This window comes from Streptomyces sp. Je 1-369 (assembly GCF_026810505.1).
In the GTDB taxonomy this organism is placed as follows: Bacteria; Actinomycetota; Actinomycetes; order Streptomycetales; family Streptomycetaceae; genus Streptomyces.
This window is the reverse complement of record NZ_CP101750.1, coordinates 7,949,375-7,963,531: the sequence shown is the minus strand read 5'-3', so window position 1 is coordinate 7,963,531 and position 14,157 is coordinate 7,949,375. Positions and strand designations below refer to the sequence as shown.

Annotated in this window: 15 protein-coding genes; 5 read left to right on the top strand and 10 right to left on the bottom strand. The window is 71.3% G+C overall.

Annotated features, from left to right (window positions below):
• Window positions 1-4: 4 nt before the first annotated feature.
• Complete coding sequence (locus tag NOO62_RS35355) at window positions 5-412, bottom strand: YciI family protein (protein WP_268774870.1); 408 nt, start codon at window positions 410-412, stop codon at window positions 5-7.
• Window positions 413-847: 435 nt separating this feature from the next.
• Here NOO62_RS35355 and NOO62_RS35350 point away from each other — a divergent pair, with 435 nt between their 5' ends.
• Window positions 848-1,330: an SPW repeat protein gene (locus NOO62_RS35350; protein ID WP_268775930.1), complete on the top strand. Its 483-nt coding sequence runs from the start codon at window positions 848-850 to the stop codon at window positions 1,328-1,330.
• A 99-nt stretch (window positions 1,331-1,429) separates the two neighbouring features.
• Here the strand turns inward: NOO62_RS35350 and NOO62_RS35345 are convergent, their stop codons facing one another.
• The 7 genes from NOO62_RS35345 to NOO62_RS35315 form a co-directional block, all read right to left on the bottom strand.
• The gene (locus NOO62_RS35345) at window positions 1,430-2,455 is read right to left on the bottom strand and encodes a DNA topoisomerase IB (protein WP_268774869.1); all 1,026 of its coding nucleotides are present in this window, start codon (window positions 2,453-2,455) and stop codon (window positions 1,430-1,432) included.
• 51 nt (window positions 2,456-2,506) lie between these two features.
• Window positions 2,507-2,863 carry a DUF6479 family protein gene (locus NOO62_RS35340; protein ID WP_268774868.1) on the bottom strand — a complete coding sequence of 119 codons (357 nt, stop codon included), beginning with the start codon at window positions 2,861-2,863 and terminating at the stop codon, window positions 2,507-2,509.
• A 57-nt stretch (window positions 2,864-2,920) separates the two neighbouring features.
• On the bottom strand, window positions 2,921-4,123 hold the full coding sequence (locus NOO62_RS35335) for a metallophosphoesterase (protein ID WP_268774867.1): 1,203 nt from the start codon (window positions 4,121-4,123) through the stop codon (window positions 2,921-2,923).
• A gap of 108 nt (window positions 4,124-4,231) precedes the next feature.
• On the bottom strand, window positions 4,232-6,133 hold the full coding sequence (locus tag NOO62_RS35330) for an ABC transporter ATP-binding protein (RefSeq protein ID WP_268774866.1): 1,902 nt from the start codon (window positions 6,131-6,133) through the stop codon (window positions 4,232-4,234).
• A gap of 106 nt (window positions 6,134-6,239) precedes the next feature.
• Complete coding sequence (locus NOO62_RS35325; RefSeq protein WP_268774865.1) at window positions 6,240-7,097, bottom strand: GNAT family N-acetyltransferase; 858 nt, start codon at window positions 7,095-7,097, stop codon at window positions 6,240-6,242.
• Window positions 7,098-7,169: 72 nt separating this feature from the next.
• Window positions 7,170-8,474 (bottom strand): CynX/NimT family MFS transporter, encoded by a 1,305-nt coding sequence (locus NOO62_RS35320; RefSeq protein WP_268774864.1) that lies wholly within the window; start codon window positions 8,472-8,474, stop codon window positions 7,170-7,172.
• Window positions 8,467-9,192 carry a FadR/GntR family transcriptional regulator gene (locus NOO62_RS35315; protein WP_268774863.1) on the bottom strand — a complete coding sequence of 242 codons (726 nt, stop codon included), beginning with the start codon at window positions 9,190-9,192 and terminating at the stop codon, window positions 8,467-8,469. The genes NOO62_RS35320 and NOO62_RS35315 overlap by 8 nt, the downstream gene beginning before the upstream one ends.
• A 250-nt stretch (window positions 9,193-9,442) precedes the next feature.
• On the opposite strand from NOO62_RS35315, the gene NOO62_RS35310 reads away from it, so the two are divergent.
• Entirely contained in the window at window positions 9,443-10,333 is an 891-nt protein-coding gene (locus tag NOO62_RS35310; RefSeq protein ID WP_268774862.1) for a glycoside hydrolase family 19 protein, read from the top strand.
• 80 nt (window positions 10,334-10,413) lie between these two features.
• Here NOO62_RS35310 and NOO62_RS35305 read toward each other — a convergent pair whose 3' ends face one another.
• Entirely contained in the window at window positions 10,414-10,980 is a 567-nt protein-coding gene (locus NOO62_RS35305) for a TetR/AcrR family transcriptional regulator (protein WP_268774861.1), read from the bottom strand.
• A gap of 170 nt (window positions 10,981-11,150) precedes the next feature.
• Between NOO62_RS35305 and NOO62_RS35300 the strand changes: the two genes are divergently transcribed.
• From NOO62_RS35300 to NOO62_RS35290, 3 genes are all read left to right on the top strand, one after another.
• Window positions 11,151-11,627, top strand: a complete 477-nt coding sequence (locus tag NOO62_RS35300; RefSeq protein ID WP_268774860.1) for a nuclear transport factor 2 family protein — start codon at window positions 11,151-11,153, stop codon at window positions 11,625-11,627.
• 125 nt (window positions 11,628-11,752) lie between these two features.
• Window positions 11,753-12,169: a CBS domain-containing protein gene (locus tag NOO62_RS35295; protein WP_268774859.1), complete on the top strand. Its 417-nt coding sequence runs from the start codon at window positions 11,753-11,755 to the stop codon at window positions 12,167-12,169.
• Window positions 12,170-12,361: 192 nt separating this feature from the next.
• Entirely contained in the window at window positions 12,362-13,753 is a 1,392-nt protein-coding gene (locus tag NOO62_RS35290) for an NADP-dependent succinic semialdehyde dehydrogenase (protein ID WP_268774858.1), read from the top strand.
• Between the two features lie 57 nt (window positions 13,754-13,810).
• Here the strand turns inward: NOO62_RS35290 and NOO62_RS35285 are convergent, their stop codons facing one another.
• Window positions 13,811-14,059 carry a DUF5133 domain-containing protein gene (locus NOO62_RS35285; RefSeq protein ID WP_268774857.1) on the bottom strand — a complete coding sequence of 83 codons (249 nt, stop codon included), beginning with the start codon at window positions 14,057-14,059 and terminating at the stop codon, window positions 13,811-13,813.
• Window positions 14,060-14,157: the final 98 nt, after the last annotated feature.

Genomic DNA, 14,157 nt, shown 5'->3' with positions numbered 1-14,157 from the left:
CACGTCACTCCGTGATGGTGGGCGGCTCGGCGAGGAACGGGCGCAGCTCCAGCCACTCGTGGATCGGCTTGCCGCCCGCGCCGGGGGCGGCGGACAGCTCCCCGGCCAGCTCCACGGCGCGCTCGTACGTGTCGACGTCGATCACCATCCAGCCGGCGATGAGGTCCTTGGTCTCGGCGAACGGGCCGTCGGTGACCGGCGGGCGCCCCTCGCCGTCGTACCGGACCCAGGTCCCTTCGGGGGCGAGTGCCTGGCCGTCGACGAACTCGCCGGTTCCTTCGAGCCGGGCGGCGAAGTCCTGCATGTACTTGATGTGGGCCGAGATCTCCTCCGGCGTCCACTGCTCCATGGGTACGTCGTTGGCTGCCGCGGGGGCTCCGCGGTAGTGCTTGAGAAGCAGGTACTTGGCCATGGTGTTCTCCTCGGTGCTCGTGCGGCCCATTGTGGTCGCTCGTGGTCGCTTGCACGGCTGGGACGGAGCAAGCCGCGGGTTCTCGACATCACCGGACGTCGCCGTCGGAAATTTCTTCGGCCGCCGCGCGTGACGCGTCGGGCGCCCGTGGCCCTGGGGGGCCGAGTCCTGAGGCGCGACAGGGGTTCGCGGCGTATTCTGATGGGGCGAGAACGCATGGTTCCGCCGCCGACCGCGGTGGCAGAGCCCCGCCTTGCGGCCCGTCTGTCTTGACCGGGCCCGTCTCTCTTCGGAGAGCCCACCACGCCGGCCCCTTCCACCCAGCTGGAGGTGGACGCAGTGACAACGTCCCCCAGGTCCTCGTCCGGAATGCCGTCCGGAGCCCCGTCGTCGATGTCGGGAGCCCACACCCCCGTGTCCGGGGCACCGTCCTCCATGGACACGCATCCCGACATCGTCGACATGCGCGCACGTCACGAGAGTGCCGAGCGCGCGGCAAGCACACCCAAGGTGCAGGCCATCGACGCACTGGCCTTCCTCACCGGTCTCTATCTGGCCGCGTCTCCATGGATCGCGGGATTCAACCAGTTCACGCGGCTCTCGATCGTCAACCTGATCGTCGGCATCGCGTACGCGCTCCTGATGAGCGGCGGCTTCGGCCGGGCCTACGAGCGCTCCCACGGGATGGCGTGGGCCGCGTGCGCGCTGGGCATCTGGACGATCGTCGCGCCCTGGGCGATCGCGGGTGACGCCACCACCAGGACGACCGTGGTGAGCAACGTCATCACCGGTGCCGTGGCCGCCCTCCTCGCCCTGGCCGCCAGTGCGGCCGCTCGGGCGGGAGACAAGTCGCAGGCGTCGCACGGAAGGAACAGCGCACAAACCAGGAGGGACATGAGCCGCGCCGGTCATGACTGACCGGGCGACTCCCTCCGAACCCGCATGACCGTGACCGCGCCCCGTGGCACACCTGCCACGGGGCGCGGTCACGGTCACGGTCGCAGTCGCGCGGTCCGGTCAGCTCAGCAGCCGCAACACCGCCTCCTCCACGGCCCCCTGGGTCGCCGGACGGCCGAACGCGGCGCCGTCGCCCAGCCGGTCGAGGACGTCGGCGATCGTGCGGCCCTCTTCGAAGAGCTCGATGACGCGCGGGTTGATGTACGAGGCCCGACAGACGGCGGGTGTGTTGTTGAGGTACTCGCTGACCTCGCGGACCGCCCGGGCGACGGCACGTTTGCGGGCCGCCCGGGACTCGTCGGCGACCTGCGCGGACACGGCGAGGGCGACCGCCGCGAGGACGGTGCCGTGCCAGACGCGGAAGTCCTTCGCGGTGATGTCGGTGCCCGCGCGGGTCTGGAGGTAGTCGTTGAGTTCGGCGGCCTGCAGCTCGTGCCAGGCCCCGCCCCGCCAGTACGTGAACAGGCGGGGGTCCGCGGTGTCGCGGCGCAGCAGGGCGCGCAGGACCTTGCAGGCGGGCGGGTCGACGAGCGCGCGCGTCAGCGTCTTGGAGTACTTCGCCGGGAACGTGACGCTGACCTCGCCGCGGCGGCAGGAGACGTGCTCCTTCAGCAGGGTCGTCAGGCCGTAGGTGCCGTTGTCCCGCCGGTAGGACTCGTTGCCGATGCGGAAGAAGCCGAGGTCCAGCAGGCGGGCGGCGCAGGCCTGCACGCGTTCACGGCTGAGGCCGCGGCCCGCGAGGTCCTCCGCCACTTGGGCGCGTACGGCGGGGAGTGCGGCGGCGACCTCGAGGACGTGCTCGTGCTTCGACGCCTCCTGCTGCTCACGGAACCGTGGGTGGTACAGGTACTGGCGTCTGCCCGCGGCGTCGGTGCCGACGGCCTGGAGGTGTCCGTTGGGCCAGGGGCAGATCCAGACGTCCCGCCAGGCGGGCGGGACGACGAGCCCGCGCAGGCGCTCTTTCTCCGCGGGGTCGGTGACGGGGCGCCCCGAGGCATCCGTATAGCGGAACCCGCGTCCTGACCGGACGCGGGTGATCCCGGGGTCGTCGATGTGGCTCGTTCTCAGTCGCCGTTTCTCACCCATGTCTCAGGAGTGCCCCCAGAAGAGCGTCAGCTCACCGGCCACGGTCCGGACTCAGCTGCCGAGGCCGCCGCTGCCGAAGCTGCCGCCGCTGCCCTTCCTGTGGTCGTCCGGGTCCTGCGAGTCGCTGGGGTGTGTGCTGGACCTGCCGTATCCGTTGTGGAGCTCGTGCGGCAGGAGGCGGTGGCCGTCGTGCGGCATCTCGTCCGGCTCGCGGTACTCCCGCTCCTCCCGCGCCGGTCCGTCGTACGGCCGTTTCGGCTGCTCCTCGGGGCTCGGCGTCCAGGTCTCGCGCGACTGGGCGCGCCGGCCCCAGAAGAAGGCGGCCAGGAGCACGCCGACCACGACGATGCCGGCGACCCACATCAGCAGGGCCGCGGTATGGCTGATGGCCAGTTCCATTGGTTCCATACAGGAGGTGTACCCGCCCAGCTCGAAAAGTAGCTCGAATCGCCCTTTTCGCGGCTTTTACCCGGCCGGGGTGGTGGTGCGCATGCGGTGGGCGAGGCGTGCCGTGCGGGTGGCGACGTCCACCGTGTACGCCTCTACGGTCATCGCGCGCTCGGAGACCTTCAGGACCATGAAGCCGTGGTCGGAGAAGTTCTGCCAGGCCGAGGGGTGGCCGAAGTGGGCCTTGCCGTCGCCCGCCTTGCCCGCGGCGCCGCACACGATCTGGCGGGTGCCGCCGGTGCGTGCGGTGGGCTCCAGGATCTGCAGCGTGTGGTCGTGCCCGGAGAGGATCAGGTCGGCGCGTCCGCACACCACCTCCTCGTACAGCTCCTTGAGGTGGATGCCGCTGGTGTAGTTGCCGATCACGAACCCGTCGTACGATCCGGCGCTGCCGTGCTTGCCGTTGTTGAGGTAAGGGTGGTGGCCGAGCACGATCTTCCAGCGGGCCCGCGACGCCTTGAGCGCGCCGTCCAGCCAGGCGCGCTGCTCGCGCATGTAGGGGCCGTTCCACCAGTAGTGCGGGTCCATTTGTGCGACGTACGACGAGACGGGGTTGCTGTCGATGGCGAAGAACTCCACCACCGGGTCGCTGCCGTCGGGGGCCTGCGCGGGCAGGGCGACGTTGTAGTAGCGGCTCGGCATGTACCAGCGGCGGGAGCCCTGGGCGTAGGCGACCTCGCGGTCACCGCGGGACGGGTCGCCGCCGCTGCCGGGGATCAGGCCTGAGCAGTCGTGGTTGCCGAGGACCATCAGCCACGGCATGTCCAGGCCGGAGTTGGGGTCCTCGAACTTGCTGCGGAACTCCGAGTCGTCGGCGGACTCGGGGCCGTTCTCGTAGATGTTGTCGCCGAGGCCGACCGCGAGGCCGACGCCCTCGGCGCGGCACACCTCGCGGGCCGCGGCGGCCACCGCGTGCTGCGCCTCCTCGCCGGTACCGGCGTCGCCGGTGAGGAGTACCGCGTACTCGCCGGAGCGGTTCGGTCCGCCCGGCAGGGGGAACTTGCCGGTGCGGGCGGCGGCCGCGGCGGGCTGAGCGCCGCCCTGGAGGACGGTCAGCGCCGCCGCCCCCGCCACGACGCCGCCGAGCACGGTCCGGCGCCGGGGTGCCCGCATCTCCCGGACCCGCTCCCCCACCGGCCCTTCGGCCAGGGCGGGTTCGGCCCGCAGCCACTGGTCCTCGGTCAGGTCCGCGCTCGGCGGTATCAGCTCGTCATCGCACATGGAGGGTTTCTCTCACGGGGAGGCGGGCTGATGGTGGGGAACCGATGAACTCCTGGTGGACGAATGGACACGGGTGATCGTTTGCGGGCCCCCGGCACTTCTCGTCCCTCAGGCAGCCTCCACCACGTCCGACGGGTCCACCGTCCCCGTGCCCTTGGCGAACTGCGTCCGGTACAGCTCCGCGTACCGTCCGTCCAGGGCCAGGAGCTCGTCGTGCGTGCCGCGTTCGATGATCTGTCCGGCCTCGACGACGAGGATCTGGTCGGCGGACCGCACCGTGGACAGGCGGTGGGCGATCACCACGGCGGTACGGCCTTCGAGGGCCTCCGCGAGGGCTTCCTGGACCGCGGCCTCCGAGGTGTTGTCGAGGTGCGCCGTCGCCTCGTCGAGGATGACGACCCGCTGCCCGGCGAGGAGGAGCCGCGCGATGGTCATCCGCTGGCGTTCGCCGCCGGAGAGGCGGTATCCGCGCTCACCGACGACCGTGTCCAGGCCGTCGGGCAGGGAGCGTACGAGGTCTTCGAGGCGGGACCTGCGCAGTACGTCCCACAGCTCGTCCTCGCTCGCGCCGGGCCTGGCGAGGAGCAGGTTGTCGCGGACGGACTCGTGGAAGAGGTGGCCGTCCTGCGTGACCATGCCCAGCGTGGCCCGCATGGACTCGGCGGACAGGTCCCGGACGTCGACGCCGCCGATCCGCACGGTGCCCTCGTCGGTGTCGTACAGGCGCGGCAGGAGCTGGGCGATGGTCGATTTGCCCGCGCCGGAGGAGCCGACGAGTGCGACGGTCTGGCCGGGTTCGGCGCGGAAGGAGAGGCCGTGCAGGACTTCGTCGCCGCCGCGGGTGTCGAGCGAGGCGACCTCTTCGAGGGAGGCGAGGGAGACCTTGTCGGCGGCGGGGTAGCCGAACCGGACGTCGTCGAACTCGATGGCGACCGGGCCCTCGGGCACCGGCACCGCGTCCTTCTTCTCCTCGATGAGGGGCTTCAGGTCGAGCACCTCGAAGACCCGCTCGAAGCTGACGAGCGCGCTCATCACCTCGACCCGCGCGCCGGCCAGCGAGGTCAGGGGCGCGTAGAGCCGGGTGAGCAGCAGGGCGAGCGAGACGACGGCGCCCGGCTTGAGCGACCCTTCCAGCGCGAAGTACCCGCCGAGGCCGTAGACGAGCGCCAGCGCGAGCGCCGACACCAGGGTGAGGGCGGTGATGAACGCGGACTGCGCCATGGCGGTGCGTACGCCGATGTCCCGCACCCGGTGGGCCCGGGCGGCGAACTCCGCCGACTCGTCACCGGGCCGCCCGAAGAGCTTGATGAGGGTGGCGCCGGGCGCCGAGAAACGCTCCGTCATGCGGGTGCCCATGGCGGCGTTGTGGTGCGCCGCTTCGCGCTGGAGCCTGGCCATCCGGGTGCCCATGCGGCGCGCGGGCAGGACGAAGATGGGCAGCAGCACCAGGGCGAGCAGGGTGATCTGCCAGGAGAGCGTCAGCATGACGACGAGGGTCAGGAGCAGCGTCACCACGTTCCCGACGACGCCGGACAGGGTGTTGCTGAACGCCCGCTGCGCGCCGACGACGTCGTTGTTGAGGCGGCTGACCAGCGCGCCCGTGCGGGTGCGGGTGAAGAAGGCGACGGGCATGCGCTGTACGTGGTTGAAGACGGCGGTGCGCAGATCGAGGATGAGCCCCTCGCCGAGGTTCGCCGAAAGCCACCGGCTCAGCAGTCCGAGACCGGCCTCGGCAAGCGCGATTCCGGCGATGAGCAAGGCGTAGCGCACCACCGTCGAGGATTCGGAGCCCGATACGATGGCGGTCACAACGTTGCCCGCAAGTACGGGTGTTGCCACGGCGAGCAGTGCGGTGAGAACGCTCAGCAGCACGAACTGCCAGATGCGTCGTCGGTGGGGCCGCGCGAAGGTGCCGATGCGGCGCAAGGTGGCCCGGGCGAACGGGCGGCGGTCCTGCTGGGCGTTCATGACGCTGTACATCTGCGTCCACGCGGTCGTTTCCATGCTCATACGTGAAGGTTAGAACCTCAACTAAACTTGAGGTCAACCTCCTGGAGCCCCGAAGCGGTGTTCGCACGCACCCTCGGACCCGCCGCCCGTCCCCCCCGAGTAGCGGCTAGCCCAGTTCCAGCGACGTGACGCCGAAGACCCGTTCCTCCGCGTACTCCCTGATAGGACCCGTATACATGCGGGCCGTGGCGAAGGTCGGCTTCATGTCGCGGGCCTCCGCGAGCGCCACGGCCTCCGGGTTGGACTCGGGTACGTCCATGGCGACGGGGGCGCCGTCCGCCTCGGCGGCCAGCGCGTCGAGGAGTGCTTCGGCATTGGCGCGGGTGTCCGCGAACAGCGGCCCTACGCGGCGGGCGTCGCGGCCCTGGCGGAGCACTCCGTACCCGGTCAGGCGGCCGTCGACGATGCGGGCGAGGGCGCGGTGGCCCGGGGTGGCGAGCCAGGACTCGAGGAAGCGGAGCCGGTCGGCGGGCAGGCAGGCGCTGTCGTACGCCATGAGGGCCCGCAGACCCGCGGCCTCGACGGAGCGTACGTGCCGGTCGGGCACGTCGGCCACGGGCAGCGGGCCGATGTAGCGCAGGGTTCCGTGCCGCCGCTCGAAGCCGGAGCGGCGGTAGTTGTCCTGCTGGTCGGGGACGCCGTCCAGGCCCACGGTTCTGCCCCCGGCGTGTGCGAGCCCCGCCCGCCAGGTGGCGAGGCCCAGGCCGCGGCCCCGCTGGTCGGGGCGGACCAGGTAGTGGCCGAGGAAGGCATAGTCGTCCGCGTAGTTGACGACGGAGATCGCGGAGACGGGTTCGCCGTCCAGACGCCCCAGGAAGAACCCTTCGGGGTCCTGCGCGTGGAAAGAGGGGGCGTCGGCGAGGCCGGGGTTCCAGCCCTCGTCCGCCGCCCACCCCGTCACCACGCGCCAGTCGTCGGGCGTCGCCCGTGAGATCACGAGCTGCCCGGGGGCCGAATCCGTCATCGCTGCACCCTTCTCGATCCGACGCGGTGGGCCGTGGAGAACCGCACCGGGTGCATCCTGCCCGAGCGGACGTCAGCCGATGCCCGCCACATGACGGTCGCGCGCGGCGCCTAGTCCGGCCACGACCTGCGGGACCAGCAGGACGAGGAGCAGGACGAGCGGCACGGTCCAGCTGTGCGAGACGTCGTGGACGGCGCCGAGGAGGGTGGGCCCGGTGGCGGCGAGGATGTAGCCGAAGCACTGGGACATGCTGGAGAGCTGCGCCGCGTGCCGTGCGTCGGGCGCCCGCTGCACGATGAACAACAGCGCCAGGCTGATGGCCGCGCCCTGGCCGAGGCCGAGCAGCGTCATCCAGAGGTAGGCGCCGCCGACCGGAGCGGCGAGCAGACCGGCGTAACCGAGGGCACAGAGGACGGCGCCCAGCGCGGCGAGCGGGCCCGAGCGCAGCCTGCCGCCGACGATCACCGGCGCGAGGAAGGAGCCCACGATGCCGAGCAGCGAGGAGAAGGAGAGCATCCAGCCCGCGTCGCCCGGCGCCATTCCGGCGTCCTGGAACACGGTCGGCAGCCAGGCGGCGGCCGCGTAGTAGTTGAGGGACTGCAGGCCCATGTACGCGGTGACCTGCCAGGCGAGCGGGGAGCGCCACAGACCGCGCACGGGATGGGCGGCCTGGCGTGCCGCCGCGGCGCCGACCTGGGTGCGCGAGCGGAGCTGCGGCAGCCACACGAGCAGCGCGACGACCGCCAGGGCACCCCAACAGGCCAGCGTGGTACGCCAGTTCATGCCGCTGGCCTGCTGTACGGGCAGCGTGACTCCGGCCGCGAGCGCGGCGCCGCCGAACAGCGACATCGAGTAAAGGCCCGTCATCAGGCCCGCCTTCGCGGGGAAGTCGCGCTTGATGAGGCCCGGCAGCAGGACGTTGGCGACGGCTATGCCGGCGCCGATGACGACGGTGCCCGCGAACAGCGCGACGACCGAGTCGAGCAGGCGCAATGCCGTGCCCGCGCAGATCAGGACCATGGTGCCGAACAGCGAGCGCTCCATGCCGAAGCGGCGGCCGAGGCGGGGCGCGACGGGCGCGAGCAGGCCGAAGCAGAGCAGGGGCAGCGCGGTGAGCAGGCTGGTCGCGGCGGCCGACATGCCGCTGTCGTCGCGGATGGTGTCGGCGAGCGGGGAGACGGCGACGAGGGCGGGGCGCAGGTTGAGGGCGAGCAGGACGACGCCGAGGGCGAGGTAGAGCGCGTGGCGTCCGGCCGCGGTGGGCGGCGTGGTGGGGGCGGGGGCAGGGCCCGGCGGCGCCTCGGTGGTGCGTTGAGGTGCGGCCTCCGTGGCGGTGTCCGGTGCGGCCTCGGCGGGCGCCGGTGCTGCCTCACTCATGATGTGCTGCTCCTGATTCGTTCTTGTGGGGGTGTTCGCGCAGGGCGGCCATGCCTTCGTTGAGGTGGGCGAGCACCGCGGCCTCCGCGGCCTCGGCGTCCCGTGCCTCGATGGCGTCGACGATCGCCTGGTGACCTTCGCGCTGGTGGCGCACCGAGTCCGGGACGGGGGCGCCGATGACGGACTGGACCGTGGAGCGCAGGGCGTCGCTGAGGTGCCCGTACAGCTCGGCGAGGACGCTGTTGTGCGCCGCGTCGGCGACCGTGCGGTGGAAGGCCATGTCCGCGTCGATGAACGCGGCGGTGTTCCCGCTTTCCCAGGCCAGGCCTCGCTCCACGAGCGCGGCGCGCAGCGTGACGAGGTCCTCGTCGGTGCGGCGCTCCGCTGCGTACCGGGCGGCGTCGCGCTCCAGGGAGGCGCGGACCTCGTACGCCTCCAGGACGCCGGCGCGGCGCAGCCTGCGCTGCACGGCCGCGCCGAAGTCGCTGTCCGCCCGCACGTAGGTGCCGTCGCCCTGGCGAGGCTCCAGCATGCCGGTGTGGACGAGGGCGCGCACGGCTTCCCGCACGGTGTTGCGGCCCACGGCGAGCTGCTCGACGAGGAGCGGCTCGGCCGGGATCTTCTCGCCGACCTTCCACTCTCCGTCGGCGATGAGGCTCTCCATCTGGGCGATGACGAGGTCGACGAGGTTGGTCCGGGCGGCGCTGCGCAGCGGCATCGGTCGGCCCCTTCTGGTGAATGAGTGCGGACATGGGAACATCCCATGTTTCACGTTCACAGACATCGGAACATCCCATGTTTCTGCCTGTCAAACGGCGCGCGTGAGGGTTTACCCGACGGCGCGCGTGAAGGTTTTACCTGCCGAGTTTGGTCTAGACCTTGACAGGTCCAGACCATTTTCGCTTGAGTCACGACACCCCATCGGCGGCGCGGCCCCCGCAAACCCCGCCGCTACAAGGAGAGTTGGCATGATCAGACGCCTCACCAGCTTCGCCGCCGCGCTCGCCGCGCTCGGCGCGATGATCGTCCTGGGCCCGGCCGCGACCTCGGCGTCCGCCGCCGAGTGCGCCGCGCCCTGGAGCTCCTCGTCCGTCTACACCGGCGGCAAGGCCGCCTCGTACAACGGGCACAACTGGACCGCCAAGTGGTGGACCCAGAACGAGACCCCGGGCCGTTCCGACGTCTGGGCCGACCAGGGCACCTGCGGCGGCGGCACGGACCCGGGCAACCCCGACCCGTCGGGCTTCGTCGTCAGCGAGTCCCAGTTCAACCAGATGTTCCCGAGCCGGAATTCGTTCTACACATACAAGGGCCTGACCGACGCCCTGAAGTCCTACCCGGCCTTCGCGAAAACCGGCAGCGACACCGTGAAGCGTCAGGAGGCGGCGGCGTTCCTCGCCAACGTCAGCCACGAGACGGGCGGCCTGAAGTACATCGTGGAGCAGAACCAGAACAACTACCCGCACTACTGCGACAAGACCCAGCCCTACGGCTGTCCGGCGGGGCAGGCCGCCTACTACGGCCGCGGCCCGATCCAGCTCAGCTGGAACTTCAACTACAAGGCCGCGGGCGACGCGCTCGGCATCGACCTGCTCAACAACCCCTACCTGGTCGAGCAGAACCCGGCCATCGCCTGGCAGACGGGCCTCTGGTACTGGAACACGCAGAGCGGCCCCGGCACCATGACCCCGCACAACGCCATGGTCAACGGCGCCGGGTTCGGTGAGACCATCCGCGCCATCAACGGCACCCTGGAGTGCAACGGCGGCAACCCCAACCAGGTCCAGAGCCGCATCGACCGCTACAAGTCCTTCACCCAGATCCTCGGCACCACGCCGGGCGCCAACCTGAGCTGCTGACCCCCTCCCGGCGCGGCGCCCCCTCCGGTGCCGCGCGCCCCACGCCGGGCGGGCGCAACCCTCCGCGCCCGCCCGGCACCTCACTCCCTGGACGCGGCCAGCAACCGCGCCGCCCCGTGCCGGGCCTGGCGCGCCGGTTCGGGTGAGCCGGAGATCGCGGCGGCCGTCATGGCCCCCTCCGCGAGCAGGACGAGGGGGCCGACGACCGGCTCCGACACTCCCGCGTCCGCCGCCAGTCCGGCCACGTACTCCCGGAACGCGGCCTTGTGCGCGCGGACGACCGCGACGACGCCGGGGTCCACGGCGCCGAGTTCGCCGAAGGAGTTGACGAAGGCGCAGCCCCGGAAGCCGGGCTCGTCGAACCACGTGTACAGCCAGTCGTAGACCGCGAGGACGCGCTCCTCGCCGCCGTCCGTCCCGTGCACCTCGTCGACGTATGCCGCCAGCCGTCCCCGCCAGCGCCCGTCCCGGCGCTCCAGGCAGGCCCGGACCAGCTCCGACTTGCTCGGGAACAGGTGGTAGAGCCGCTTGAGCGAGACGCCCGACGCGGTGCGGACCTGGTCCATGCCGACCGCCTGGATGCCGCGCTCGTAGAACAGCCCCTCGGCGGCGTCGAGCAGGCGGGTCTCCGCTTCCGTGTGTTCCATGGGGGCTTCCCGCCTGGTCGAGAACGTGCGTTCTCCCACGGTACTACGAGCCCGCTCCGCTTCCGTCGAGCCCGGCAGCGTCGCGTCGTTGCGCGAGAACGCTCGTTCTCCTATCGTGACGCTCCTGTACGGAGAACGCCCGTTCTCCTCGTCGCCGCAAGGAGCGAGCCATGACCGCCGACGCCGTCCGACCGCCCGTACCGCCCTTCACCCGGGAGGCCGCCGTCCAGAAGGTCCGCCTCGCCGAGGACGGCTGGAACAGCCGCGATCCCCGCAAGGTGGCCCTCGCCTACAGCGAGGACTCGCGCTGGCGCAACCGCGCGGAGTTCGTCACCGGACGCGAGGCCATCGTCGGCTTCCTGTCCCGCAAATGGGACCGCGAGCTCGACTACCGGCTCATCAAGGAACTGTGGGCGCACGACGGCCACCGCATCGCCGTGCGCTTCGCCTACGAGTGGCACGACGACTCGGGCCACTGGTATCGCTCGTACGGCAACGAGAACTGGGAGTTCGACGCGAACGGCCTGATGCACACCCGCCACGCCTGCATCAACGACGTACCGATCCGGGACAGCGACCGCCTGTACCACTGGCCGCTCGGCCGCCGCCCCGACGACCACCCGGGCCTCACCGACCTCGGCCTGTAGGCCGTCCGCCCGGCGGAATCCCGCGTGTTTCCCCCGCGCACACTGGGCACCCGGTCGGCGACAGCGGCCCGGCCCCGCGAACGGCCGCGCGGCCGGGCCCTCCGCCCCACGGCAAGGAGGCCCACATGACCACCGCACGCGACATCATGACCCCCGGCGCGGAGTGCGCCGGAGCCGAGGAGACCGTCCTGCAAGCGGCCGCCAAACTGACCGAACTCGACGTCGGCGCGCTGCCCATCTGCGGGACCGACAACCGGCTCAAGGGCGTCCTCACCGACCGCGACATCGTCGTCAAGGTCCTCGGGCAGCGCAAGGACCCCTCGAAGGTGCTCGTGGGCGAGCTCGCGCAGGGCGAGGCCGTGACCATCGGCGCGGACGACAGTGTCGACGAGGTCTTCGCGACGCTGACCGCGCACAAGGTGCGGCGGCTGCCCGTGATCGACGGCCGCGCGCTGGTGGGCATGGTCGCGCTCGCCGACGCCGCCCGCGCACTGAGCGACCCCAAGGCGGGCCAGCTCCTGGAGGCCCTCTCCACGGACTGACCGTCCGGCCTCACGGACTGACCGTCCGGCCGACTCCCGCATGCCCCCGCACTGATGTCGGCCTACGGTGGGGATCCCGGGGACGCATCGCGTGGACCCGGCTCTCGCCGTAGGCCCACCCATAAGCCCCACCACAAGTCCCACCACCAGTCCCCCCGCATTCCCCCCCCCGCATTCCCGAGGAGGAGCCGCATGCCCATCGCCACGGTCGACCCGGCCACCGGCGAGACCCTCGAAACCTTCGAGGCTCTGTCCGGCGACGAGATCGAACGCCGTCTGGCGAAAGCCGAATCGGCCTACGCCCGACACCGCGTCAGCGACTTCGCCGAGCGCGCACGCCTGCTCAACCGCGCCGCCGACCTCCTGGAGGAGGACACGGCGGACATCGCCCGCACCATGACGACCGAGATGGGCAAGCCGGTGAAGGCCGCGAAGGCCGAGGCCGCGAAGTGCGTCAAGGCCATGCGCTGGTACGCGGAGCACGCCGAGGACCTGCTCGCGGACGAGCACCCCGCGCAGCGGGACGTGAGCGACTCGGGCGCCTCCCGGGCCATCGTGCGCTACCGCCCGCTCGGCGTCGTCCTGGCCGTGATGCCGTGGAACTTCCCGCTCTGGCAGGTCGTACGCTTCGCCGCTCCGGCGCTCATGGCGGGCAACGTCGCCCTGCTCAAGCACGCCTCGAACGTGCCGAGGACCGCGCTCTACCTCCAGGACCTGTTCAAGCGCGCCGGTTATCCGGAGGGCTGTTTCCAGACGCTGCTCATCGGCTCGGGCGCCGTCGAGGACATCCTGCGCGACCGGCGGGTGGCCGCGGCGACCCTCACCGGCAGCGAGCCCGCGGGGCGCTCGGTGGCGTCGGTCGCGGGCGACGAGATCAAGAAGACCGTTCTGGAACTGGGCGGCAGCGATCCGTACCTGGTGCTGCCGAGCGCCGACGTCGAGCGGGCGGCGGCGACGGCGGTCACCGCCCGGGTGCAGAACAACGGCCAGTCCTGCATCGCCGCGAAACGCTTCATCGTGCACACCGACGTCTACGACGCCTTCCGGGAACGGTTCGTCGCCGGGATGCGGGAGCTGGCCGTCGGCGACCCGATGGACGAGGACACCGATGTGGGTCCGCTCGCGACCGAGCAGGGCCGCGACGACCTGGAGGAACTCGTCGAGGACGCGCTGGGCAGGGGCGCCACGGCGTTGTGCGGCGGGCAGCGGCCCAAGGAGCAGGAACGGGGCTGGTACTACTCCCCCACCGTCCTCGCCGACGTCACCCCGCAGATGCGGATCCACCGCGAGGAGGCGTTCGGTCCGGTGGCCACGCTGTACCGCGTCGCGGATCTGGACGAGGCCGTGAAGCTGGCCAACGACACGCCGTTCGGGCTGAGTTCCAACGTGTGGACCCAGGACGACGCCGACATCGAGCGGTGCGTACGGGACCTGGAGGCGGGCGGTGTGTTCTTCAACGGCATGACCGCCTCTCACCCCGGGCTGCCCTTCGGCGGCGTCAAGCGTTCCGGATACGGCCGCGAGCTGAGCGGCCACGGCATCCGCGAGTTCTGCAACGCGACGACGGTCTGGCACGGCGCGTAGAGGCGTACACGCCGTTGCGGAATGACGGTCCCGGGCCCCCGCGAGGGCCCGGGATACTCATGCCGACAAGAGCGAGTCGTCCGCCGACAGGAGCGAGTCGTCCATGGTCCTTGCACCCGGCAGCCGGTGCCCGGCCGCCACGACCGCGGCGTCGATGTCGCTCGTGCCGGTGGCCAGGCACAGGCTGTAGGCGACGTCCTCGTACGCCTGGCGGCTCTCCGCACTGCCCTGGTCGGCACGGAGCAGCGCCAGGGTCTTGTAGCGCTCCAGCAGGTCTTCCAGGACGACGGGGTGCGCCAGCAGCATGGAGAGCCTCCATCGGGTCGGTTGCAACGTGCGTTCTGCGTCCCGTCTGCCCGCCCGCGCACACTCGAATCACCACTCTCATCACAAGATGCACTTCC

What these genes read in the sequence shown, in the direction of transcription:
- NOO62_RS35305 (WP_268774861.1), bottom strand. Translation starts at nt 10,980, where the DNA reads ATGGAACACACGGAAGCGGAGACCCGCCTGCTCGACGCCGCCGAGGGG.
- NOO62_RS35315 (WP_268774863.1), bottom strand. Translation starts at nt 9,192, where the DNA reads ATGCCGCTGCGCAGCGCCGCCCGGACCAACCTCGTCGACCTCGTCATC.
- NOO62_RS35325 (WP_268774865.1), bottom strand. Translation starts at nt 7,097, where the DNA reads ATGACGGATTCGGCCCCCGGGCAGCTCGTGATCTCACGGGCGACGCCC.
- NOO62_RS35310 (WP_268774862.1), top strand. Translation starts at nt 9,443, where the DNA reads ATGATCAGACGCCTCACCAGCTTCGCCGCCGCGCTCGCCGCGCTCGGC.
- NOO62_RS35330 (WP_268774866.1), bottom strand. Translation starts at nt 6,133, where the DNA reads ATGAGCATGGAAACGACCGCGTGGACGCAGATGTACAGCGTCATGAAC.
- NOO62_RS35295 (WP_268774859.1), top strand. Translation starts at nt 11,753, where the DNA reads ATGACCACCGCACGCGACATCATGACCCCCGGCGCGGAGTGCGCCGGA.
- NOO62_RS35320 (WP_268774864.1), bottom strand. Translation starts at nt 8,474, where the DNA reads ATGAGTGAGGCAGCACCGGCGCCCGCCGAGGCCGCACCGGACACCGCC.
- NOO62_RS35290 (WP_268774858.1), top strand. Translation starts at nt 12,362, where the DNA reads ATGCCCATCGCCACGGTCGACCCGGCCACCGGCGAGACCCTCGAAACC.
- NOO62_RS35335 (WP_268774867.1), bottom strand. Translation starts at nt 4,123, where the DNA reads ATGTGCGATGACGAGCTGATACCGCCGAGCGCGGACCTGACCGAGGAC.
- NOO62_RS35350 (WP_268775930.1), top strand. Translation starts at nt 848, where the DNA reads ATGGACACGCATCCCGACATCGTCGACATGCGCGCACGTCACGAGAGT.
- NOO62_RS35355 (WP_268774870.1), bottom strand. Translation starts at nt 412, where the DNA reads ATGGCCAAGTACCTGCTTCTCAAGCACTACCGCGGAGCCCCCGCGGCA.
- NOO62_RS35300 (WP_268774860.1), top strand. Translation starts at nt 11,151, where the DNA reads ATGACCGCCGACGCCGTCCGACCGCCCGTACCGCCCTTCACCCGGGAG.
- NOO62_RS35345 (WP_268774869.1), bottom strand. Translation starts at nt 2,455, where the DNA reads ATGGGTGAGAAACGGCGACTGAGAACGAGCCACATCGACGACCCCGGG.
- NOO62_RS35285 (WP_268774857.1), bottom strand. Translation starts at nt 14,059, where the DNA reads ATGCTGCTGGCGCACCCCGTCGTCCTGGAAGACCTGCTGGAGCGCTAC.
- NOO62_RS35340 (WP_268774868.1), bottom strand. Translation starts at nt 2,863, where the DNA reads ATGGAACCAATGGAACTGGCCATCAGCCATACCGCGGCCCTGCTGATG.